At 55.8% G+C, this 21,443-nt stretch carries 23 protein-coding genes; 16 read left to right on the top strand and 7 right to left on the bottom strand.

The genetic code is table 11. The features are described 5' to 3' along the window. The first annotated feature begins 327 nt into the window (after nt 1-327). From ydgT to gstA, 11 genes are all read left to right on the top strand, one after another. Nucleotides 328-543 (top strand): transcription modulator YdgT, encoded by a 216-nt coding sequence (gene ydgT / locus ACOTXF_RS02820; protein WP_006174966.1) that lies wholly within the window; start codon nt 328-330, stop codon nt 541-543. Nucleotides 544-629: 86 nt separating this feature from the next. Beyond that, the gene (locus tag ACOTXF_RS02815; RefSeq protein WP_021241142.1) at nt 630-1,070 is read left to right on the top strand and encodes a DUF2569 domain-containing protein; all 441 of its coding nucleotides are present in this window, start codon (nt 630-632) and stop codon (nt 1,068-1,070) included. A 76-nt stretch (nt 1,071-1,146) separates the two neighbouring features. Next, nucleotides 1,147-1,728 carry an electron transport complex subunit RsxA gene (gene rsxA, locus ACOTXF_RS02810; RefSeq protein ID WP_008500564.1) on the top strand — a complete coding sequence of 194 codons (582 nt, stop codon included), beginning with the start codon at nt 1,147-1,149 and terminating at the stop codon, nt 1,726-1,728. Then, entirely contained in the window at nt 1,728-2,306 is a 579-nt protein-coding gene (gene rsxB / locus ACOTXF_RS02805) for an electron transport complex subunit RsxB (protein ID WP_008500565.1), read from the top strand. Before rsxA ends, rsxB begins: the two co-directional genes overlap by 1 nt. Then, the gene (gene rsxC / locus ACOTXF_RS02800; protein ID WP_039266203.1) at nt 2,299-4,320 is read left to right on the top strand and encodes an electron transport complex subunit RsxC; all 2,022 of its coding nucleotides are present in this window, start codon (nt 2,299-2,301) and stop codon (nt 4,318-4,320) included. The genes rsxB and rsxC overlap by 8 nt, the downstream gene beginning before the upstream one ends. Continuing rightward, a complete protein-coding gene (rsxD, locus tag ACOTXF_RS02795; protein ID WP_008500567.1) occupies nt 4,321-5,373 on the top strand; it encodes an electron transport complex subunit RsxD in 1,053 nt (350 codons plus the stop codon). A 10-nt stretch (nt 5,374-5,383) separates the two neighbouring features. Beyond that, on the top strand, nt 5,384-6,004 hold the full coding sequence (gene rsxG, locus ACOTXF_RS02790; protein WP_023327216.1) for an electron transport complex subunit RsxG: 621 nt from the start codon (nt 5,384-5,386) through the stop codon (nt 6,002-6,004). A 2-nt stretch (nt 6,005-6,006) separates the two neighbouring features. Beyond that, nucleotides 6,007-6,693, top strand: a complete 687-nt coding sequence (locus ACOTXF_RS02785; RefSeq protein WP_008500569.1) for an electron transport complex subunit E — start codon at nt 6,007-6,009, stop codon at nt 6,691-6,693. Beyond that, the gene (nth, locus tag ACOTXF_RS02780) at nt 6,690-7,325 is read left to right on the top strand and encodes an endonuclease III (RefSeq protein ID WP_008500570.1); all 636 of its coding nucleotides are present in this window, start codon (nt 6,690-6,692) and stop codon (nt 7,323-7,325) included. The genes ACOTXF_RS02785 and nth overlap by 4 nt, the downstream gene beginning before the upstream one ends. 592 nt (nt 7,326-7,917) lie before the next feature. Beyond that, a complete protein-coding gene (gene dtpA / locus ACOTXF_RS02775) occupies nt 7,918-9,426 on the top strand; it encodes a dipeptide/tripeptide permease DtpA (protein WP_008500571.1) in 1,509 nt (502 codons plus the stop codon). Between the two features lie 105 nt (nt 9,427-9,531). Continuing rightward, nucleotides 9,532-10,137, top strand: coding sequence for a glutathione transferase GstA (gene gstA / locus ACOTXF_RS02770; protein WP_008500572.1), 606 nt, complete (start codon nt 9,532-9,534; stop codon nt 10,135-10,137). 76 nt (nt 10,138-10,213) lie between these two features. Here the strand turns inward: gstA and pdxY are convergent, their stop codons facing one another. The 5 genes from pdxY to anmK form a co-directional block, all read right to left on the bottom strand. Next, on the bottom strand, nt 10,214-11,074 hold the full coding sequence (pdxY, locus tag ACOTXF_RS02765) for a pyridoxal kinase PdxY (protein WP_023327213.1): 861 nt from the start codon (nt 11,072-11,074) through the stop codon (nt 10,214-10,216). Between the two features lie 66 nt (nt 11,075-11,140). Beyond that, entirely contained in the window at nt 11,141-12,415 is a 1,275-nt protein-coding gene (gene tyrS, locus ACOTXF_RS02760; RefSeq protein ID WP_008500574.1) for a tyrosine--tRNA ligase, read from the bottom strand. A 125-nt stretch (nt 12,416-12,540) separates the two neighbouring features. Continuing rightward, nucleotides 12,541-13,197: a pyridoxamine 5'-phosphate oxidase gene (gene pdxH / locus ACOTXF_RS02755; protein ID WP_008500575.1), complete on the bottom strand. Its 657-nt coding sequence runs from the start codon at nt 13,195-13,197 to the stop codon at nt 12,541-12,543. A gap of 57 nt (nt 13,198-13,254) precedes the next feature. Then, nucleotides 13,255-13,578: a C-type lysozyme inhibitor gene (gene mliC / locus ACOTXF_RS02750; RefSeq protein WP_047747478.1), complete on the bottom strand. Its 324-nt coding sequence runs from the start codon at nt 13,576-13,578 to the stop codon at nt 13,255-13,257. A 93-nt stretch (nt 13,579-13,671) separates the two neighbouring features. Beyond that, nucleotides 13,672-14,796, bottom strand: a complete 1,125-nt coding sequence (gene anmK, locus ACOTXF_RS02745; RefSeq protein ID WP_023343975.1) for an anhydro-N-acetylmuramic acid kinase — start codon at nt 14,794-14,796, stop codon at nt 13,672-13,674. A gap of 255 nt (nt 14,797-15,051) precedes the next feature. On the opposite strand from anmK, the gene slyB reads away from it, so the two are divergent. Together slyB and ACOTXF_RS02735 are read left to right on the top strand one after the other, a co-directional pair. After that, a complete protein-coding gene (slyB, locus tag ACOTXF_RS02740; protein ID WP_008500578.1) occupies nt 15,052-15,519 on the top strand; it encodes an outer membrane lipoprotein SlyB in 468 nt (155 codons plus the stop codon). A gap of 196 nt (nt 15,520-15,715) precedes the next feature. Beyond that, entirely contained in the window at nt 15,716-17,077 is a 1,362-nt protein-coding gene (locus tag ACOTXF_RS02735) for a sensor domain-containing diguanylate cyclase (RefSeq protein WP_047745169.1), read from the top strand. 35 nt (nt 17,078-17,112) lie between these two features. Here ACOTXF_RS02735 and slyA read toward each other — a convergent pair whose 3' ends face one another. Then, the gene (gene slyA, locus ACOTXF_RS02730) at nt 17,113-17,553 is read right to left on the bottom strand and encodes a transcriptional regulator SlyA (protein WP_021241135.1); all 441 of its coding nucleotides are present in this window, start codon (nt 17,551-17,553) and stop codon (nt 17,113-17,115) included. Between the two features lie 186 nt (nt 17,554-17,739). On the opposite strand from slyA, the gene ACOTXF_RS02725 reads away from it, so the two are divergent. Genes ACOTXF_RS02725 through ACOTXF_RS02715 form a run of 3 tightly spaced genes read left to right on the top strand, consistent with a single transcriptional unit; the run spans nt 17,740 to nt 20,872 of the window. Further along, nucleotides 17,740-17,976: a DUF1656 domain-containing protein gene (locus ACOTXF_RS02725; RefSeq protein ID WP_008500581.1), complete on the top strand. Its 237-nt coding sequence runs from the start codon at nt 17,740-17,742 to the stop codon at nt 17,974-17,976. 2 nt (nt 17,977-17,978) lie between these two features. Beyond that, nucleotides 17,979-18,839: an HlyD family secretion protein gene (locus tag ACOTXF_RS02720; RefSeq protein WP_047745170.1), complete on the top strand. Its 861-nt coding sequence runs from the start codon at nt 17,979-17,981 to the stop codon at nt 18,837-18,839. After that, nucleotides 18,839-20,872 (top strand): FUSC family protein, encoded by a 2,034-nt coding sequence (locus ACOTXF_RS02715; RefSeq protein ID WP_045415050.1) that lies wholly within the window; start codon nt 18,839-18,841, stop codon nt 20,870-20,872. Before ACOTXF_RS02720 ends, ACOTXF_RS02715 begins: the two co-directional genes overlap by 1 nt. Here ACOTXF_RS02715 and sodC read toward each other — a convergent pair. Next, nucleotides 20,851-21,369 carry a superoxide dismutase [Cu-Zn] SodC gene (sodC, locus tag ACOTXF_RS02710; protein WP_234115193.1) on the bottom strand — a complete coding sequence of 173 codons (519 nt, stop codon included), beginning with the start codon at nt 21,367-21,369 and terminating at the stop codon, nt 20,851-20,853. The two genes, ACOTXF_RS02715 and sodC, sit on opposite strands and share 22 nt — an antisense overlap. Between the last annotated feature and the right edge of the window lie 74 nt (nt 21,370-21,443).

The raw sequence follows: 21,443 nt of genomic DNA, 5'->3' as shown, positions 1-21,443 counted from the left end.
GCTGAACAGGAGGGACAGCTGATAGAAACAGAAGCCACTGGCGCACCTCAAAAACACCATCATACACTAAATCAGTAAGTTGGCACCATTACCTAACCGGTTACTGCAATAAAGAGTGACATAATATGTCAGTTACTTATTGCCAGCCCTGGTGAACACGGTTAACCTTCTCTTCCAGGCATCGTCTGATGCCTGAATTTCAGCAAAGAAAACTCCTAATTTCGTCGCGTTACCTGAGTGGGCTGTTTACGTCTTTATTAATCCGTTTATTATTCGAACGAATTACCTTAACTGGTATTACTCACTTTTATATGGAAACTTATTAATATGACAGTTCAGGACTATTTATTAAAATTTCGCAAGATCAATTCGCTTGAGAGCCTGGAAAAACTGTTTGACCATCTGAACTACACCCTGTCGGATAATCAGGAAATCATTAATATGTATCGCGCCGCTGACCATCGCCGTGCGGAGCTGGTCTCCGGTGGCCGTTTGTTCAACGTCGGCGAAGTGCCAAAGTCAGTATGGCGTTACGTTTTATAAGAAAGTAGCCATCCGCGCGAAATGTTATATACTCTCCGCCCTGCCAACTGGCTGTACAACATTTCGCGCAGATTATGGGAGAGTTCATGACCGCAACGCCTGGAGAACGCATTGGAGGCTGGTTAATCGCCCCACTGGCATGGCTGCTGGTTGCCTTATTAAGCGCATCACTTGCGCTGCTGCTTTATACCACCGCACTGATTACCCCTCACGCCATTCAGACCCTGTTGTCGCAAAGCGTGCTTAATATTGCTTTGTGGTTTGTGTCGTTCGTTTTCGCGATCGGGATGTGGTACTACACGCTGTGGCTGACCATCGCCTTCTTTAAGCGCCGTAAGAATGTGCCTAAGCACTACATTATCTGGCTGCTGGTTTCGGTCCTGCTGGCGGTGAAGGCGTTTGCTTTTTCGCCCGTTTCAGACGCGCTGGCCGTTCGTCAGCTGCTTTTCCCGTTACTGGCCGCGGCGCTGCTGGTGCCCTACTTCAAGCGTTCGACGCGGGTGAAAAACACCTTCGTGAACCCGTAATAACCCTACAGATAACCTGTTGTCGCCTGCCTGGGTTTGTCCGATAATAGGCGGCTTTTTTATTTCAGGCTAAATAATGACCGATTACTTACTGCTCTTTGTCGGCACCGTGCTGGTTAACAACTTCGTTCTGGTGAAGTTCCTTGGCCTGTGCCCGTTTATGGGCGTTTCCAAAAAGCTGGAAACGGCAATGGGTATGGGGCTGGCGACGACCTTCGTCATGACGCTGGCGTCCATCTGCGCGTGGTGGATTGATACCTGGATCCTCATCCCGCTGGGGTTAACCTATCTCCGTACGCTGGCCTTTATTCTGGTTATCGCGGTGGTGGTGCAGTTTACCGAAATGGTGGTGCGCAAAACCAGCCCGGCGCTCTATCGCCTGCTGGGCATCTTCCTGCCGCTGATCACCACTAACTGCGCCGTTCTCGGCGTGGCGCTGCTGAACATCAACCTGGGTCATAACTTTATGCAATCGGCGCTGTATGGTTTTTCTGCGGCTGTCGGTTTCTCTCTGGTCATGGTGCTGTTTGCCTCTATTCGCGAGCGCCTGGCAGCAGCGGATATTCCTGCGCCCTTCCGCGGTAACGCGATTGCGCTGGTCACCGCCGGTTTAATGTCTCTGGCCTTTATGGGCTTTAGTGGTCTGGTGAAGTTGTAATGAATGCTATCTGGATTGCCATCGCCTCTATCAGCGTCCTGGGGTTGGTGTTTGGCCTTATCCTGGGTTACGCCTCCCGCCGTTTCGCGGTAGAGGACGATCCCGTTGTTGAGAAAATTGATGAGCTTCTGCCGCAAAGCCAGTGCGGGCAGTGTGGCTACCCGGGCTGCCGCCCTTACGCTGAAGCGGTAGGCATCCAGGGCGAAAAAATTAACCGCTGCGCCCCCGGCGGCGAAGCAGTCATGCTGAAAATTGCCGCCCTGCTTAACGTTGATCCGCAGCCGGTTGATGGCGACGCGGACGTGCAGGAGCCGGTCCGCGCGCTGGCCGTGATCGACGAAGCGAACTGCATCGGCTGTACCAAATGTATTCAGGCCTGCCCGGTCGACGCCATTGTTGGCGCCACGCGCGCCATGCACACCGTGGTGGCGGACCTGTGCACCGGCTGTAACCTCTGCGTAGCCCCCTGCCCGACGCAATGTATCGAGCTGCGCCCGGTTGAAACGACTACCGAAAGCTGGAAATGGGATCTTCAAACCATTCCGGTTCGCAATATTCCTGTGGAACAACATGCTTAAGTTATTTTCTGCTTTCAGAAAAGAGAAGATTTGGGACTTTGACGGCGGTATTCACCCACCGGAGATGAAAACCCAGTCTAACGGCACGCCGCTGCGTCAAATACCGCTGGCGACCCGTTTCGTCATGCCGCTCAAGCAGCACATTGGCGCTGAGGGTGAGCTGTGCGTGAAAGAAGGCGATACGGTTCTTCGCGGTCAGCCGCTGACCTTTGGTCGCGGACGTATGCTGCCGGTGCACGCCCCCACCTCCGGTAAGGTGGTCGCCATCGCGCCTCATACGGTGCCGCATCCGTCAGCGCTCTCAGAGCTGAGCGTGATTATTGAAGCCGACGGCGAAGACCGCTGGATCGACCGCGATGGCTGGAGCGACTACCGCTCCCGCAGCCGCGAGGCGCTTATCGAGCGCATTCATCAGTTCGGCGTTGCTGGCCTCGGCGGCGCAGGCTTCCCGACCGGCGTCAAGCTGCGCGGCGGTGGCGATAACATTCAGACGCTGATTATCAACGCCGCCGAATGCGAACCGTACATCACCGCCGACGATCGTCTGATGCAGGACTGCGCCGCCCAGGTGGTGGAAGGCATCCGCATCCTCGCGCACATTCTGCAGCCGCGAGAAGTGCTGATCGGTATCGAAGACAATAAACCGCAGGCTATCTCTATGCTGCGCGCCGTGCTGGCAGGCAGTCACGATATTAGCCTGCGCGTTATCCCGACCAAATACCCCTCTGGCGGTGCTAAACAGCTGACGCAAATTCTCACCGGTAAGCAGGTTCCGCACGGCGGACGCTCTTCAGATATCGGCGTGCTGATGCAGAACGTCGGGACCGCGTACGCCGTGAAGCGCGCGGTGATCGACGGCGAGCCGCTGACCGAACGCGTGGTAACGCTGACCGGGGAAGCGGTCTCTCGTCCGGGCAACGTCTGGGCGCGTCTGGGTACGCCGGTGCGTCACCTGCTGGAGCAGGCTGAGTTTTGCCCGTCCAGCGACCAGATGGTGATCATGGGCGGCCCGCTGATGGGCTTTACTCTGCCGTGGCTCGATGTGCCGGTAGTCAAAATCACCAACTGCCTGCTCGCCCCTTCCCCGACCGAGATGGGTGAAGAGCAGGAAGAAAAAGGCTGTATTCGCTGCAGCGCCTGTGCCGACGCCTGCCCGGCGGATCTGCTTCCACAGCAGCTGTACTGGTACAGCAAAGGCCAGCTGCACGACAAGGCGACAGCCCATAACCTGGCCGACTGCATCGAATGCGGCGCCTGCGCCTGGGTCTGCCCTAGCAACATTCCTCTGGTGCAGTATTTCCGCCAGGAGAAGGCGGAAATTTATGCCATCTCCATGGAAGAAAAACGCGCGGCGGAAGCCAAGGCACGCTTTGAAGCGCGCCAAGCGCGACTGGAACGCGAGAAAATCGCCCGTCAGGAGCGCCATAAGCAGGCCGCCGTTCAGCCCGGCGAGAAAGATCAGGATGCGATTAATGCCGCACTGGCCCGCGTTCGCGAGAAAAAAGCGACCGCGGCGCAGCCTGTGGTGATCCCGGCTGGCGAGAAGCCGGACAACAGCGAAGCCATTGCGGCGCGTGAAGCGCGTAAAGCTCAGGCTCGCGCCCGTCAGGCTGAAAAAGCGCAAACGGTCCAGGCAGAGACGGAGATCGACCCGCGTAAAGCCGCCGTTGAGGCGGCGATAGCCCGCGCTAAAGCCCGCAAAGCCGGTGAGCAAAGCGTGGTGGTTGAGCAGGAAGCGGTCGACCCTCGCAAAGCGGCCGTAGAGGCAGCGATTGCCCGTGCTAAAGCCCGCAAAGCGGCGCAGCAGACGCCAACCGCAGAACCCGACGCGCCGGTCGATCCGCGTAAAGCCGCCGTTGAAGCGGCGATTGCCCGCGCTAAAGCCCGCAAAGCGGCGCAGCAGGATGAGCAGCCGCAGGCCGCCAACGATGACCCGCGCAAAGCCGCCGTCGCCGCCGCCATTGCGCGCGTTCAGGCAAAGAAAGCCGCACAGCAAGCAGTTAACGAGGATTAAATGGTTTTCAGAATCGCAAGCTCCCCTTACACCCACAATCAGCGCCAGACATCGCGCATCATGATGCTGGTCTGCCTGGCGGCGCTGCCGGGCATTGCCGTTCAGTGCTGGTTTTTCGGCTGGGGAACCCTGTTCCAGATAATCCTGGGCTGTGCCAGCGCCTTAGCGGCGGAAGCCCTTGTCCTTAAGCTGCGCAAGGCGGCGGTCTCCCGCATTCTGGCTGATAACTCCGCGCTGCTGACCGGGCTGCTGCTGGCGATCAGTATCCCGCCGTTTGCTCCATGGTGGATGGTGGTCCTCGGCACCGTGTTTGCGGTGATCATTGCCAAACAGCTGTATGGTGGACTGGGCCATAACCCGTTTAACCCGGCGATGATTGGCTACGTGGTGCTGCTGATCTCCTTCCCGGTACAGATGACCAGCTGGCTGCCACCGCACGAGATTGCGGCCACGGTTCCGGGCTTCATGGATGCTCTGCACGTGATCTTTACCGGCCATACGGCGCTCGGTGCCGATATGAACGCGCTGCGCATGGGCGTGGACGGGATCAGCCAGGCGACGCCGCTTGATACCTTTAAAACGTCCCTGCATGCCGGACACAGCGTTGAGCAGATCATGAAATCCGCCATCTACAGCGGCGTACTGGCGGGTGCCGGCTGGCAGTGGGTCAACCTGGCGTATCTGCTGGGCGGCCTGTTCCTGCTGCAGCAGAAAGCCATCCGCTGGCATATTCCGGTCAGCTTCCTCGTGACGCTGGCGGTCTGCGCCACGCTGGGCTGGGTATTCTCTCCTGAATCACTGGCCAGCCCGCAGCTGCACCTGCTCTCCGGGGCGACCATGCTGGGTGCCTTCTTTATCCTGACGGATCCGGTGACGGCCTCAACGACTAACCGCGGGCGCCTGATCTTCGGCGCGCTGGCAGGCCTGCTGGTCTGGCTCATCCGCAGCTTTGGCGGGTACCCGGACGGTGTGGCTTTTGCCGTCCTGCTTGCCAACATTACCGTTCCGCTCATCGACTATTACACGCGTCCGCGCGTGTACGGTCATCGCTAAGGGTCTCGCCATGTTCAAAACGATGCAAAAACACGGCGTCACGCTGGCTGTCTTCGCCGCGGTCCTGACAGGGCTGACGGCGCTAGTAAATGCGCTGACCAAAACGACCATCGAAGAGCAGGCCTCGAAGCAGCAAAAGGCCCTGTTCGATCAGGTGATCCCGTCCGACTTCTACGATAACGACCTGCAAAAAAGCTGCTTTGTGGTAGACGCGCCGCAGCTTGGGAAAGGCCCGCACCGCCTCTTTATTGCCCGCAAAGGGGATAAACCGGTCGGCGCGGTGATGGAAGCGACGGCGCCTGACGGCTATTCCGGTGCCATTCAGCTCCTCGTGGGCAGTGATTTCTCCGGCACCATACTGGGCACCCGCGTGACGGAACACCATGAAACGCCGGGTCTTGGCGATAAAATTGAAACCCGTCTGAGCGACTGGATTTTGCACTTTGCCGGTAAAGTGATCCATGGTGAAGATGACACCGCGTTTGCGGTGAAGAAAGATGGCGGCGAGTTCGACCAGTTCACCGGGGCGACCATCACCCCACGTGCGGTGGTGAATGCCGTAAAACGAGCCGGGCTGTACGCTGAAACGCTGCCCGCGCAAATCAACAATCTTCCGGCCTGTGAGGAGTAATCATGAGCCAGGTTAAAGAGGTTATTGTCCAGGGGTTGTGGAAAAACAACTCCGCGCTGGTTCAGCTTCTGGGGATGTGCCCACTGCTGGCGGTGACATCCACCGCCACCAACGCGCTCGGTCTGGGTCTGGCAACCACGCTGGTATTGACCCTGACCAACCTCTCCATCTCTGCCCTGCGCCGCTGGACGCCGTCGGAAATTCGTATTCCTATTTACGTCATGATCATTGCGTCGGTGGTCAGTATTGTTCAGATGCTGATTAACGCCTACGCGTTCGGTCTGTACCAGTCGCTCGGGATCTTCATTCCCCTTATCGTCACCAACTGTATCGTGGTCGGGCGTGCGGAAGCCTTTGCGGTGAAAAACAGTCCGGCCATGTCGGCGCTGGACGGTTTTTCTATTGGCATGGGTGCCACCTGCGCCATGTTCGTGCTGGGCTCGCTGCGCGAGATCCTCGGCAACGGTACGCTGTTCGACGGCGCTGATGCGCTGCTGGGCGGCTGGGCCAAAGCGCTGCGTATTGAAGTGTTCCACACCGATACGCCATTCCTGCTGGCGATGCTGCCGCCTGGCGCGTTTATTGGTCTTGGCATGATGCTGGCGATAAAATACCTGATTGACGAGAAACGTAAGCGCCGCGCGGCTGAGCGCAGCGTTCTGGAAGGGACACCCGAGAAGGCCTCATGAATAAAGAAAAGCGCATTGCGATCCTGACCCGTCTGCGGGACGAGAACCCGCACCCGACGACGGAGCTGAATTTTACCTCCCCGTTTGAGCTGCTGATCGCCGTGTTGCTCTCTGCGCAGGCTACCGACGTGAGCGTCAATAAAGCCACCGCCCTGCTCTATCCGGTCGCCAATACGCCGAAGGCCATGCTGGAGCTGGGCGTGGAAGGCGTGAAGTCCTATATCAAAACCATCGGCCTGTTTAACAGCAAAGCCGAGAACGTCATCAAGACCTGCCGAATTCTGCTGGAGCAGCACGGAGGCGAAGTGCCGGAAGACCGCGCAGCGCTGGAAGCCTTGCCGGGCGTGGGTCGTAAAACCGCGAACGTAGTACTCAATACCGCGTTTGGCTGGCCCACTATCGCCGTCGATACGCATATCTTTCGCGTGTCTAACCGGACCAACTTCGCGCCGGGAAAAAATGTCGAGCAGGTCGAAGAGAAGCTGCTGAAAGTGGTTCCGGCAGAATTTAAGGTTGATTGCCATCACTGGCTGATTCTGCACGGTCGTTACACATGTATTGCCCGTAAGCCTCGCTGCGGCTCCTGCATTATTGAAGATCTCTGCGAATACAAAGAAAAAGTGTACCCCTGAGGCATCTCAATCCCCTGACTAAAGAAGGGCTTTCAAACGCTCTTCTTTTGACCGTTATTTGTCCGCCTTTCGTTTCGCCTCACCTGTCACTTATTCGGCTCTTTAACGCTGAAACAGGTTAATACTTTTTTCATAGCCGAAAATTTCTATACATCTGTGATCGCGATCACCCTGATAACTTCATGTTGTATTTTTGTTGTCAAAATCGACCTAAACCCTTTATCTGACAAGACACTCCTCTTTCTTTGCCGACGATAAGACCAGCTATTTTTCAGAATATGGGCTATATCACTGCCACAAGCGGCAAATAGCAGAACATATCGCCAACTGCCCGTACTGACCGGTGATTACCAGTCGAAAAAACTACCTTTACTCAGCGTATGAAATTTAACGCTGAATAACATTTGCATGAACCGACGATTATACCACTCAGGATATATGTAACAGATTATTACAAACGTATTGCCAGATGGGGCAGGATAGTGAACATTACCCGCCGTTTCTCCTCCCAATATAACTATAAGGCGTATGGACTACGGCCATCACGCTATGAACACCCCCGTTAATATGGGATGTAAAAAAAGAGGTATATGTGTCGACTGCAAACAATAAACCAACAGATGAAAGCGTGAGTCTGAACGCTTTTAAACAACCTAAAGCGTTCTATCTCATCTTCTCTATTGAGTTATGGGAGCGTTTTGGTTACTACGGCCTGCAAGGGATCATGGCGGTTTACCTGGTGAAACAGCTGGGTATGTCCGAAGCCGATTCCATCACGCTGTTCTCCTCCTTCAGTGCTCTGGTGTACGGTCTGGTCGCTATCGGCGGCTGGCTGGGCGATAAAGTCCTCGGAACTAAACGTGTCATCATGCTGGGCGCCATTGTTCTGGCGATTGGCTATGGACTGGTAGCATGGTCAGGGCATGATGCCGCTGTCGTGTATATGGGCATGGCCACGATCGCCGTGGGTAACGGTCTGTTCAAAGCGAACCCGTCTTCCCTGCTCTCTACCTGCTACAGCAAAGATGACCCGCGTCTGGACGGTGCATTTACCATGTACTACATGTCCATCAACATCGGTTCGTTCTTCTCGATGCTGGCAACTCCATGGCTCGCAGCGAAATTCGGCTGGAGCGTGGCGTTTGCGCTGAGCTTCGTCGGTATGCTGATCACCGTGGTGAACTTCCTGTTCTGCCGCAGCTGGGTTAAAAACTACGGTTCAAAACCAGACTTCGAGCCTGTGCATATGGGCAAACTGCTGGCGACCATCGTAGGCGTTGTGGTCCTGGCGGCCATCGCTACCTGGCTGCTGCACAACCAGGGTATCGCACGTGCCGTTCTGGGCGTTGTGGCGCTGGGTATCGTGGTTATCTTCGCGAAAGAAGCATTCGCTATGCAGGGTGCTGCCCGTCGTAAGATGATCGTGGCCTTCATTCTGATGCTGGAAGCGATTATCTTCTTCGTGCTGTACAGCCAGATGCCAACCTCTCTGAACTTCTTCGCCATTCGTAACGTTGAGCACTCTATTCTGGGCATCGCGTTCGAACCGGAGCAGTATCAGGCACTGAACCCGTTCTGGATCATGATTGGTAGCCCGATTCTGGCCGCGATCTATAACAAGATGGGCGACCGTCTGCCAATGCCGCACAAGTTTGCTATCGGTATGGTGCTGTGTTCCGGCGCGTTCCTGGTGCTGCCGCTGGGTACCAAATTTGCTACCGACGCCGGTATCGTATCCGTTAACTGGCTGATCCTGAGCTACGCGCTGCAGTCTATCGGCGAACTGATGATCTCTGGTCTGGGTCTGGCAATGGTTGCACAGCTGGTTCCGCAGCGTCTGATGGGCTTCATTATGGGTAGCTGGTTCCTGACCACTGCCGGTGCAGCCATTATCGCCGGTAAGATTGCGAACCTGATGGCCGTGCCGGAAAACGTCACTGACCCACTGGTTTCCCTGAACGTCTACGGTACCGTGTTCATGCAGATTGGTATCGCGACTGCCGTTATTGCCGCTCTGATGCTGCTGACCGCACCGAAACTGAATCGCATGACTCAGGACGACGACAAGACCGCTAAGGCGACCAAAACCGCTACTGCGTGAAATCCGTGAGAAACGACTGACCAGAAGCCGCTAATTGATTAGCGGCTTTTTTTTTATCCGTTTGCGCACTAACATAGCTGAAACCTCAGCGAAAAGGAGTTACCGATGAAACTGTTCTACAAACCGGGCGCGTGCTCTCTTGCTTCCCATATCACCCTGCGCGAGAGTGGCAAAGATTTCACGCTGGATGGCGTTGATCTGATGAAAAAACGTCTTGAAAACGGCGATGACTTTCTTGCCATTAACCCGAAAGGACAGGTTCCGGCGCTCCTGCTGGATGACGGTACCCTGCTGACCGAAGGCGTGGCGATTATGCAGTTCCTGGCCGATAGCGTGCCCGATCGCCAGCTGCTGGCCCCGGTCAGTACGATTTCTCGCTATAAAACGCTGGAATGGCTGAACTACATTGCCACCGAGCTGCACAAAGGCTTTACGCCGCTGTTCCGCCCGGATACGCCGGAAGAGTTTAAGCCGACCCTGCGCGCCCTGCTGGAGAAAAAGCTGCAGTACGTTAACGAATCGCTGAAAGACGAACAGTGGATTGGCGGCTCGCGCTTCACGATCGCTGATGCGTACCTTTTCACCGTGCTGCGCTGGGCACGTGCGGTTAAGCTGAATCTGGAAGGGTTAGACCACATTGCATCGTATATGAAACGCGTGGCTGAACGTCCTGCGGTGGCTGCAGCGCTGAAAGCGGAAGGTCTTAACTAATATCGCCGGCGGCGCTGCGCTGGCACGGGCCTACGGGTTTTGTAGGCCGGGTAAGCGCAGCGCCACCCGGCATCGTTTAAAGCTGGGTTGCGCTGAAATAGTGCTCCGGCTTCGCGATACGATCCTGAGCCGCAACCACCTGCAGTTCATATTCCTGCATCTCTTTCGTCGCAATCATAATTTCGTACACCGCTGCCGTAACGTGCTCCAGCGCGTCCCTCACCGTTGCACCCTGAAGCAGTTTCACCAGCAGCAGCCCGCTGGTCACATCGCCCACGCCCACCGGCTGACGCGGGCCAAAATCCACCAGCGGGCGGCTGATATGCCAGGCATCCTCTTTCGTCACCAGCAGCATCTCAAAGCGATCCTGGCTTAGCCCTGCGCGCGCGAGGTGTTTTACCAGCACAACTTCAGGCCCCTGCGCGATCAGCTCGCGTGACGCGCTTACGGCCTCTTCTACGCTGTTAACCGGATGCTCGCAGAGAATTTCCAGTTCGACCAGGTTTGGCGCAATGATATCGCTGGCGGGCAGCGCATGGCGAACGTGGAATTCTGCCACGCCTGGCGCCACAATACAGCCTTTCTCCGGATGGCCCATAACGGGGTCGCAGAAGTATTTTGCCGACGGGTTGGCAGCCTTTACCTGACGCACGATGCCGAGGATATGCTCCCCCTGCTCCGCTGAACCAAGATAACCGCTCAATACGGCGTCACAGCGCTTGAGCTGGTCGATATCGGCAATGCCCTGCACCACCTCGGTGAGGTGTGAAGGCGGCATTACGCAGCCGGCCCATTTGCCATACTGCGTGTGGTTAGAGAACTGAACGGTATTGAGGGGCCAGACGTTGACGCCGAGGCGGCGCATCGGGAATTCCGCAGCGCTGTTGCCAGCATGTCCAAAAACAACGTGGGACTGAATGGCGAGGATGTTCTTCATTTTATGCTTACCAAACCCTGAAAAAACAAAAGGGGCGTGGTTTCCCACGCCCCTCGAGACTGTTAATTATTTCCAGCAGACAAGGCAGTAGTTTTTCTTACCGCGACGCAGCAGGGTGTAGCGGCCATACAGACGGTCGCCATCAACAAAGGTGTATTCCGGGTCAGCCTGCTTTTCACCGTTGATGGTGATCGCGTTTGAGGCGATGGTTTTACGCGCCTGACCGCGGGAAGGCTGCAGCTCAGAATCCACCAGCGCCTGCATCAGGTCAGCCCCTTTCTCCATCTCAACCATTGGCACGCCGTCCTGCGCCAGCTGTTCGAAGTCCGCTTCGCTCAGATCGCTCAGGGTACCGTTGAACAGGCTTGCAGTAATGCGTTTTGCCGCGGCCAGACCTTCTTCACCGTGAACCAGTTTGGTCACTTCATCTGCCAGCACGTACTGCGCGCGTGGCGCTTTACCGCTGTTCTTGTCTTCTTCTTCCAGCGCATTGATGTCTTCAATATCCATAAAGGTGAAGAACTTCAGGAAGCGATAAACATCGGCATCCGCCGTGTTGATCCAGAACTGGTAGAATTTGTACGGGCTGGTTTTCTTCGGATCGAGCCATACCGCACCGCCTTCCGTCTTACCGAATTTGGTGCCGTCTGCTTTAGTGATCAGCGGAACGGTCAGACCAAAGACCTGATTCTGGTGCAGGCGACGGGTCAGGTCGATACCGGAGGTGATGTTACCCCACTGGTCAGAACCGCCAATCTGCAGGGAAACACCGTGCAGTTTGTTCAGGCAGGCAAAGTCATACCCCTGCAGCAGGTTGTAGGAGAACTCGGTAAAGGAGATACCCTGGTCGTCACGGTTCAGACGCTGCTTCACGGCCTCTTTGTTAATCATCTGGTTAACAGAGAAGTGCTTGCCGATGTCACGCAGGAAGGTCAGCACGTTCATGCTGCCAAACCAGTCGTAGTTGTTCGCGGCAATCGCGGCGTTATCGCCACAGTTGAAGTCGAGGAACGGTGCAACCTGTTTGCGGATCTTATCGACCCACTCCTGCACGGTATCTTCGGTGTTCAGTTTACGCTCAGCGGCTTTGAAGCTTGGGTCACCAATCAGACCGGTCGCGCCGCCCACCAGGGCAACAGGCTTATGGCCCGCCATCTGGAAGCGTTTCAGGCATAACAATGGAACAAGATGCCCCAAATGCAAGCTGTCAGCGGTGGGATCGAAGCCGCAATAGAGCGCGATCGGGCCTTGCGCCAGTCGCTCTGCTAACGCTTCCTCGTCCGTCACCTGGGCCACGAGGCCCCGCTCTTGCAATTGTTTAATCAAGTTACTGCTTGCCATCAAATTCTCCATGTATAAACGACTGCACCTTTGCCGGTACACGACTTTTCGCCTGATGCGAAAGGACCATAGAATAAAGCGCAAGCGCGGTGTGCGCTAGCGCTTAAATCAACAAATTTCGGGGATTACGGCGCCAGTCTGTCGATTTTCCAGCCGCCATTCTCGCGCTGGTATAAAAAGCGGTCGTGCAGGCGATGTTCGCCACCCTGCCAGAACTCGATTTGCTCAATCGGGATGCGGAAACCACCCCAGAAGCTCGGCAGCGGGATTTCACCCTGCTGGAACTTCTGCTTCAGCTCGAGGAATTTACTTTCCAGCACGCCGCGGGCGGAAATGCGGCTGGACTGTTTTGATACCCAGGCGCCAATCTGGCTGTCACGCGGACGACTGTGGAAATACTTCACCACTTCCAGCGTCGAGAGACGTTCCGCTTTGCCGGTCACCATGACCTGGCGTTCCAGCATGTGCCACGGGAACAGCAGGCTGATACGCGGATTGTTTTCCAGATGGTGCGCTTTGCGGCTGCCAAGGTTGGTATAGAACACCAGCCCTTTCTCGTCATAATGCTTGAGCAATACGATACGCTGATACGGTTGACCGTTTTCATCTACCGTTGCGACAACCATCGCCGTTGGGTCGGCAAGTTTCGCTTCGCAGGCCTGTTTCAGCCAGCGTTCAAAAAGCACGAGGGGTTCAGCGGGAAGATCCTGGCGACGCAGGCCGCCTTTGGTGTATTCACGGCGCAGATGCGCAATTTGCTGCAGTTCGTCGTTATCTGACATGGCGTTAGCTGACATTGAGAGTGGGTGGCGCTATTGTGCGCCGCCCCTGTAAAAATCTCAACGCTTCGGATTTTCGAGCTGGCAATTGTTCAGCACAATACGGTCGCGTTTGTAGACCGTGGCGCTGTCGCCTTTCGACCAGAAGACATAGATACCGTCGGTGTAGCGTGCGCCCGAGGCCGAAATGCCCTGCTTCAGCGTCAGCAATTTATTGTTGTAAACAAAACTGGCTTCCTGGCGCGGATTGTTCAGCTTCACGGTCAGCGGTTTTTCGTCGCAGCGATACTCAAGCGTATCGGTCTGCATGCGCTCAAGGAGCTGGTTGTAGACGCTGCATCCTGACAGCAACAAAGGGGCGGCAATAAGAAGAAGTTTTTTCATGGGCGTATTCCGAAGACTTTCCTGGTCCTGGAGGGCATGACTGCCCCCCTGTTTCGTTCCATTTTAACGACGACGCGCCGCGCTGAATTTCAGTTAACTCTGATTATGACGCGGATTTGCCGGGAAAATCGCCCCAAGGACGCTCGCCTCGCGCGCGCCGGTGACCGACGGTAAATTGCCCGGCAGCCCGGCAACGGTGCGCCAGGCAAGCCAGGCGAAGGCCAGCGCCTCCATATCATCACCGCTGATGCCGGCCTCATCGGTCGTCGACACTTCGGTGCCCGGCAGCAGCCCGGCAAGACGCGCCATCACCAGCGGGTTACGGCTTCCCCCGCCGCACACCAGCAGGCGTTCACATCCGCCACTGAGGAGCACCTGTTCGGAAATCGACACGGCCGTAAGCTCGGCAAGCGTCGCCTGAACATCCTGCGGCGCGAGCGCCGGGAATGACGCCAGCTGGCGCTCAAGCCAGCCAAAGTTGAAGTATTCACGCCCCGTGCTTTTCGGTGCCGGTAAGGCAAAATAAGGATCGCTCAGCATGGACTGCAGCAGCGGGAGAATCACCTTACCCTCACTCGCCCACTCCGCGTTTTTATCATACGGTTGCCCGCACTGACGCCAGATCCAGGCATCCATTAACATATTGCCCGGGCCGGTATCGTAGCCGCGGACCGGCTGCCCCGGAATAAGCATCGACAGATTGGCGATCCCACCAATGTTGAGCACCATGCGCCGTTCTGAAGGGTGCGCCAGTAGTGCCTGATGAAACGCGGGCACCAGCGGTGCGCCCTGTCCGCCAAGAGCAATATCGCGACGACGGAAATCGCCGACCACCGTGACGCCCGTCTTCGCCACAATCTGGTTGTTATCGCCGATTTGCAGGGTGTGCGGGGCATCGCCGATGGGTTCATGCCAGACCGTTTGTCCGTGACACCCGATGGCCACCACATCCTGCGGACGAAGATGTTCTTTTTGCATCAAAGCCTGCACCGCATCCGCAAACAGCGCCCCCAGGCGAACATCCAGCTGTCCAAGCTGCGAAAGGGTCAGCTGCTGCCCCTGACAGATACTGAGAATATCCTCTTTCAGTGAAATGGGGATTGGCCAGGTCAGGCTCGCCTGCTGCGCCACCATGTTCTCATCAATGGCAGCCAGAACGACATCTACCCCATCCAGACTGGTGCCTGACATCACACCAATGTAGCGACCCGATTTCATGCGCTTTCCTTACGTTGCGTGGGCTAAGGATATCCACTCAACCATAAACGGCGTCGCTTTGCCATCCGGCAATAATATTTTTTAACAATGTCAGACGGGTAGCGTGGGCGGATCCTGTTTATGTCTCGTTAAGTCAAATTCAAGTACAATTTTCCTATTGTTAGTGCAAAGATATGAACGATGGCCCCTTATGCCATATAATTTAGCCATAACGGATGCCCCCCATCGGGCGTTTTTGGTGAACAGGAGATTCAAATGATTTTACGTGTACTGGGCGTTTCGCTGATTGGTTTAACTCTGGCTGGCTGTGTGAATGACAGTTCACTTTCTGGCGACGTTTATAGCGCTTCTGAAGCGAAACAGGTTCAGAACGTGACTTACGGTACCGTTGTTAACGCACGCCCTGTACAGATTCAGGGTGGTGATGAAAACAACGTGATGGGCGCCATCGGCGGTGCCGTTCTGGGTGGTTTCCTGGGTAATACCGTCGGCGGCGGTACGGGCCGTTCTCTGGCAACAGCCGCAGGCGCAGTGGCCGGTGGTGTAGCAGGCCAGGGTGTTCAGGGTGCGATGAATAAAACCCAGGGCGTCGAGCTGGAAATTCGTAAAGACGACGGCAGCACCATTATGGTTGTTCAGAAACAAGGCAGCACCCGCTTCTCCGCAGGTCAGCGCGTTGTGCTGGCAAGCAACGGAAGCCAGGTGACCGTTTCTCCACGTTAATTAAAAGTGGTTGTGGTCCTCGGGCCACATCCATTTACAATATATATCACTCTCACAAATATAATTACAAAATACATTCACCCCATCCATTATTAATCACTCCTTATATTGTTTCTGCGCAAAGTATTTATTGCACTAATTGATTAGACTCTTCGCAATCACCTTCTCTTTATTCATTATAATTTGTAAAAATTCTATGCTTGCGAATCGTCGTGCTCTAACGAGCCGTTATATCGCGTTCTGTCTCGGTTGCCTTGTTGTTATCGGGATATTGCACGCGCTGTTTTTAAAACTCGTTGAATGGGTTCCGTCCTTTTCACCGCTTTTATTCCCTACGCTCACCATTTTTCTTCTGGTGTTTCACCTGTTTATTGCCTGTTTTATGGCGATGAAATACGGGTGTGACAAAAGACGGCTGTATCTGGTCGCAATCGCCTTTGCCTTTGCCGGATCCGCATTGCTGATGGTCGGAACGCTGACCAGCTTCCCCGCCTGGCTGGATCTCTATCAGTTCAACGTCGTGAACTACAACGATGCGATGATCTACTATATGTTCCGCCACTTTTTAATGGCGGTGCTGTTCATCGTGGCGGCAATACTCTATCCCATGCGCAAATACCCTCTTTCACGGCTGGCGCATATCTCAATTGTGAGCGGGGCATCTCTTTTTACCGCCTGTGCCGTGGGACTGGCCTGGATATATTCCAGCCACTCGCCCTTGTTATCGATTGACCTGGTTGATAATGAAACCCGGCAGTTTATGGTCCTCTGGAGCCATTGCATTAATATCTCTTTAATTGTTTTCTGGGTGATAACATTAGTAGCGCTGATGTTTGTCACGCGCGTGCGCAATTTATTCTGGGTAGGCGGAAATTTTCTGTGCGTTTGCTATATCGTCACGCTTTCAATGCTGTTAGCGGGTGGACATGCCGAAGATATCTCATGGTACCGCGCCCGGTTATTTGAAACTGTCGCCACGCTGCTGATTATTTTTGTTCTGCTTTACGATGTCTTCAGACTGTATCGCGACTCGCACGTAAAATATCAGCAGTCCTATCAGAACTCGATTCGCGATCCGCTCACGCGCCTTTATAACCGCAGCTATTTTTATGAATCGTTAAACCAGGCGCTGGATATCGCCAGACCCAACCGCCCCGTTTCCGTCATTGTCAGCGATCTCGATCGCTTCAAGCGCATTAACGACACCTACGGGCATCTTCAGGGCGATAAAGTCCTGCAGTTTGTCGCCAACCTGCTGATGGATTCCGTGCGCCCGCAGGACATCGCGGCCCGTATCGGCGGCGAGGAGTTTGTGCTGATGCTGGCCAACACGTCGTCAGACTCCGCGTACCAGGTGGCCGAGCGCATACGTCTGAAGCTAAGCAGCTTTGATAAAACCAGCAGCGGCGGTCAGTTGCCGGAGCCCATCACCATCAGTATGGGGGTGTTTACGGCAACGTCATCAACGATAACCGCAGAAGCGTGCGTGGAAAATGCCGACAAGGCGATGTATGAAGCGAAGGAGACGGGTCGTAATCGTGTGGTCGTCTTTAAGTAAAAAAAGGCCTTGCTGGTGCAAGGCCTTCGTGTTTATCAGTCGCGAGACTGCAGCTCATGGATATTTTGCTCAAGGCGAGCAATGAGGCTAATGAGCATTTCCAGCTCCGCCGGTGAAACGCCTGAAAGGATTTCACCGCGCGTTTTGGTAATCACAGCTTCCATTTCAGTAATGATAGGCGCCGCTTTCTCAGTGAGTTTTATCCGCTTGGCGCGACGATCGCTGGCGCAGGTTTGTCGGGAGATCAGCCCCTTCTCTTCCAGCTGGTCAAGCGTGCGCACCAGTGACGGTTGCTCAATGCCTATCGCTTTTGCCAGTTGAATTTGCGACTGGTCGGGCGGCAGCTGATGAATGTTGTGCAGCGTGACCCAATGCGTCTGTGTCAATTCCAGAGGTTTCAGGCGATGGTCAATCAGAGCACGCCAGACGCGTACCAACCTTGCCAGATCAGAACCTAATGGCGATTCCAATTTCATCTCCTTATAATTAGCTTGCTAAGTTATTATACTGATTTTAGAATAGTGTGCAGCATTTGTAATGGCAAAACAAATGCAATACTGCATTCATCTAACTCAAAAGTATGACTTACACTGAATTGTGATGCTTCTTCATACTCAGACAAGCCAACACGGCATTCTGTTCACTGCAAAGGATCTCTGCTCGTGACCTTTTTTCATCGCTCAGAGGGTTTACCCCTCCAGGACCTGATCTTCGGTGCGTCAGTCTACTTTCCCCCTCTGTTTAAGGCCGTGCTGGTGGGCTTTATTCTCTGGCTCATCGCGCATCGCCTGCTTCGCGACTGGATGTATTCCGGCGAAATCTGGCATCCCATGCTGATGGATCTTTCCCTGTTTGCCCTCTGTGTATGCCTGGGCCTTGCTGTTCTGATCGTGTGGTGACTATGCCCCTGAAAACGCTGAAGTACTTTTCCACCCTGTTTGTTCTGGTCCTTGCGCTGGTCGCCGGATGGTGGCTCTGGAATTATTACATGCAGTCACCCTGGACGCGTGACGGTAAGATTCGCGCTGAGCAGGTCAGCATTACCCCGCAGGTATCGGGAAGCATTACGTCGCTGCTGGTTAAGGATAACCAGTACGTTAAAAAGGGAGAGGTTTTATTCCGAATCGACGACACGCCGTACCATATCGCGATTCTGAATGCCCAGGCGCAGCTGGCAAAAGCCCTGTCTGATCTGGCAAAGGCCAACAACGAGGCCAACCGCCGCCGTCACCTGTCGCAAAACTACATCTCCGCGGAAGATTTAGACACCGCCAACCTCAACGTTAAGGCGATGCAGGCGAGCGTCAACGTGGCTGAGGCGACGCTGAAGCAGGCGCAGTGGGAGCTGACCCAAACCGTGATTACCGCCCCTGTTGATGGATGGGTGACCAACCTTTCCGCCCGCGTGGGTAACTATGCCACCACGGGACAGCCCGTTTTCGCCCTGGTCGACAGCCACTCCTTCTACGTAGTGGGCTACTTCGAAGAGACCAAGCTTCGACATATTCGCGAGGGATCTCCAGCAGCGATTACGCTGTACAGCGGCTCGCAAAGGTTACAGGGTCACGTCTCCAGCATTGGTCGCGCCATTTACGATCAAAGCGTTGAAACAGATTCCGGCCTGGTGCCGGATATCAAGCCGAACGTCCCCTGGGTGCGTCTCGCTCAACGCGTGCCTGTTCGCGTGGAGTTTGACCATTTACCGCAGGGCATCACGCTGGTATCCGGCACCACCTGCACTGTCTCCATCGGAACCCCTTAATGAAGCTGCAGGCGCTCTCCTGGCAAAACTCGCCGTGGATGAAAGCGACGCGTCCTCAGTGGCGCTACGCGCTGCGTAACGGCATTGCCATGTGTCTGGCGCTGACCGTCGCCTATTACCTGAACCTTGATGAGCCCTACTGGGCGATGACCTCTGCCGCAGTGGTGAGTTTTCCCACCGTTGGTGGGGTGATCAGTAAAAGCCTTGGGCGTATCGCCGGCAGCCTGCTGGGTGCCACGGCGGCGTTAATTATCGCCGGCCACACGCTGAACGACCCATGGCTGTTCCTCCTGAGCATGGCGGCATGGCTGGGATGCTGTACCTGGGCCTGCGCCCATTTCACCAACAACGTCGCCTACGCTTTCCAGCTGGCGGGCTATACCGCCGCCATTATTGCCTTCCCGGTGGTGAATGTGCTCGATACCACCGAGCTGTGGGATATTGCACAGGCGCGCGTCTGCGAAGTGATTGTCGGGATCCTCTGCGGCGGATTTATGATGATGATCCTCCCCAGCACTTCCGACGGCACCGCACTCATCACCGCCCTTAAAACCATGCACACCCGGTTGCTTGAACACGCGAGCCTGCTGTGGCAACCGGATACCAGCGATGAGATCCGTCTCGCCCATGAAAAGGTGATAGGACAGATCCTGACAATGAATCTGCTGCGTATTCAGGCGTTCTGGAGTCACTACCGCTTTCGCCGTCAGAACACCCTGCTTAATTATTTACTGCACCAGCAGCTGCGCATGACCAGCGCCATCTCCAGCCTGCGCCGGATGCTGCTCAACTGGCCAACGCCGCCGGAAAACACGCGCGCGGTGATTGAAACGCTGCTCGCGACCCTTGCGCGCCCGGATGCAGACATCTACACGGTCGCGCGAATAATCGCCCCGCTCGCCCCGGTGGATGAATATGATTATCGCCATCGCGCCTTCTGGCAGCGGTTGAATTACTTTTGCCGCCTCTACCTGCGCAGCAGCCGCTGGATTAACGCGGTAGAGAACGCCACCCCGGTTACGGAGTTCAACGTTCCCGGGAGCCCGGCTCTCGCCCGCCATACTGACTACCTGGAGGCGCTGTGGAGCGGTTTTCGCACCTTTTGCGCGCTGATGCTGGTGGGCGCGTGGAGTATCACCACGCAGTGGGAGTCCGGTACGGCGGCCCTGACGCTCGCCGCCATCAGCTGCGTGCTTTACTCCGTCGCGGCCTCGCCGTTTAACTCGCTGACGCTCCTGCTGCGCACCCTGGTGCTGCTGTCGCTGTTCAGTTTCGTGGTGAAGTTTGGCCTGATGGTGCAGATAAGCGATCTCTGGCAGTTCCTGCTGTTCCTCTTTCCGCTGTTGACCACCATGCAGCTACTCAAGCTGCAGATGCCGAAGCTGGCGGGCCTTTGGGGACAGCTGATTGTCTTTATGGGCTCGTTTATCTCCGTGACGAATCCACCGGTGTACGATTACGCCGATTTTCTCAATGACAACCTGGCAAAGATCCTCGGCGTGGGGCTGGCGTGGCTGGCCTTCGCGGTGCTGCGTCCCGGCTCCGATGTCCGCAAAAGCCGCAGGCATATCCGGGAGTTACGCCGTGGGTTTGTCGACCAGCTCAGCCGCAAACCGCATCTTCGTGAGAGTGAATATGAATCGCTGGTTTATCATCACGTCAGCCAGCTCAATAACAGCCAGGACGCGCTTTCCCGGCGCTGGCTGCTGCGCTGGGGCGTGGTGCTGCTGAACTGCTCGCACGTGGTCTGGCAGCTTCGCGGGTGGGAAACGCGTTCCGACCCGCTGTCGCAGGTGCGTGACGTTTGCATCTCCCTGCTGCGTGATGTCATGAGCGAACGCGGGGTCCAGCAGCGGCCGCTGGAAGCCACGCTGAATGAACTGCAGCGGATCTGCGATACGCTTGCACGACATCATCTCCCCGCCGCCCGCGATTTGGCCTCGATAATCTGGCGGCTGCACTGCTCGCTGTCGCAGCTGGAACAGGCACCACCGCCGGGTACGATTGGGGATCAGATCACGCCGCAGGCATAACGCGCCCCGCCGCCGCCAAGCGGTTTAGGCTGATCGGACATATTGTCGCCGCCGACGTGGATCATCAGCGCTTTGCCTTTCACCTCATCCAGCTTTTTCAGCCGCGGCGCGACAACGGGATCGGTGGCTTTACCGTCGTTATTGACCACCAGCACGGGCAGATCGCCCAGATGTCCCATGCCTTCGGGGCCCTCATGCTTGCCGGAGTGCTGCGGGTCAAGGTGACCGCCTGCCTCTTCCGCAGCCGACGCTTTCCCCTCTTTTAACGCGGGCTGACAGCTTCCTTTGGCGTGAACATGAAAACCATGCTCACCGGGAGGGAGTGCTTTGAGGTTGGGAGCGAACTCCAGTCCTTTATCGGTTTCCGTGATTTTCACCGTACCGATGGACTGACCCACACCCTGAGAGGTGACGAGATTCATTTCCACTTCGTCGCTGGCTGCCTGCGCCCCTGCGCAAACAACCAGCGCGACCATTGCCAGAGCAAAACGCTTCATATGACCTCCGCTGGTTATTTTTTGCCCCTTAAGTGTATACCAGGGGCAAAGATTTCACCGGAAAGTCATCTTCT

This window comes from Enterobacter cloacae complex sp. IR53041 (assembly GCF_049238285.1).
Lineage (GTDB): Bacteria > Pseudomonadota > Gammaproteobacteria > Enterobacterales > Enterobacteriaceae > Enterobacter > Enterobacter roggenkampii.
This window is presented reverse-complemented; position numbering and strand designations above follow the sequence as displayed.

Coding starts and splice junctions, on each gene's coding strand:
- ydgT (WP_006174966.1), top strand. CDS start 328: ATGACAGTTCAGGACTATTTATTAAAATTTCGCAAGATCAATTCGCTT.
- ACOTXF_RS02815 (WP_021241142.1), top strand. CDS start 630: ATGACCGCAACGCCTGGAGAACGCATTGGAGGCTGGTTAATCGCCCCA.
- rsxA (WP_008500564.1), top strand. CDS start 1,147: ATGACCGATTACTTACTGCTCTTTGTCGGCACCGTGCTGGTTAACAAC.
- rsxB (WP_008500565.1), top strand. CDS start 1,728: ATGAATGCTATCTGGATTGCCATCGCCTCTATCAGCGTCCTGGGGTTG.
- rsxC (WP_039266203.1), top strand. CDS start 2,299: ATGCTTAAGTTATTTTCTGCTTTCAGAAAAGAGAAGATTTGGGACTTT.
- rsxD (WP_008500567.1), top strand. CDS start 4,321: ATGGTTTTCAGAATCGCAAGCTCCCCTTACACCCACAATCAGCGCCAG.
- rsxG (WP_023327216.1), top strand. CDS start 5,384: ATGTTCAAAACGATGCAAAAACACGGCGTCACGCTGGCTGTCTTCGCC.
- ACOTXF_RS02785 (WP_008500569.1), top strand. CDS start 6,007: ATGAGCCAGGTTAAAGAGGTTATTGTCCAGGGGTTGTGGAAAAACAAC.
- nth (WP_008500570.1), top strand. CDS start 6,690: ATGAATAAAGAAAAGCGCATTGCGATCCTGACCCGTCTGCGGGACGAG.
- gstA (WP_008500572.1), top strand. CDS start 9,532: ATGAAACTGTTCTACAAACCGGGCGCGTGCTCTCTTGCTTCCCATATC.
- pdxY (WP_023327213.1), bottom strand. CDS start 11,074: ATGAAGAACATCCTCGCCATTCAGTCCCACGTTGTTTTTGGACATGCT.
- tyrS (WP_008500574.1), bottom strand. CDS start 12,415: ATGGCAAGCAGTAACTTGATTAAACAATTGCAAGAGCGGGGCCTCGTG.
- pdxH (WP_008500575.1), bottom strand. CDS start 13,197: ATGTCAGATAACGACGAACTGCAGCAAATTGCGCATCTGCGCCGTGAA.
- mliC (WP_047747478.1), bottom strand. CDS start 13,578: ATGAAAAAACTTCTTCTTATTGCCGCCCCTTTGTTGCTGTCAGGATGC.
- anmK (WP_023343975.1), bottom strand. CDS start 14,796: ATGAAATCGGGTCGCTACATTGGTGTGATGTCAGGCACCAGTCTGGAT.
- slyB (WP_008500578.1), top strand. CDS start 15,052: ATGATTTTACGTGTACTGGGCGTTTCGCTGATTGGTTTAACTCTGGCT.
- ACOTXF_RS02735 (WP_047745169.1), top strand. CDS start 15,716: ATGCTTGCGAATCGTCGTGCTCTAACGAGCCGTTATATCGCGTTCTGT.
- slyA (WP_021241135.1), bottom strand. CDS start 17,553: ATGAAATTGGAATCGCCATTAGGTTCTGATCTGGCAAGGTTGGTACGC.
- ACOTXF_RS02720 (WP_047745170.1), top strand. CDS start 17,979: ATGCCCCTGAAAACGCTGAAGTACTTTTCCACCCTGTTTGTTCTGGTC.
- ACOTXF_RS02715 (WP_045415050.1), top strand. CDS start 18,839: ATGAAGCTGCAGGCGCTCTCCTGGCAAAACTCGCCGTGGATGAAAGCG.
- sodC (WP_234115193.1), bottom strand. CDS start 21,369: ATGAAGCGTTTTGCTCTGGCAATGGTCGCGCTGGTTGTTTGCGCAGGG.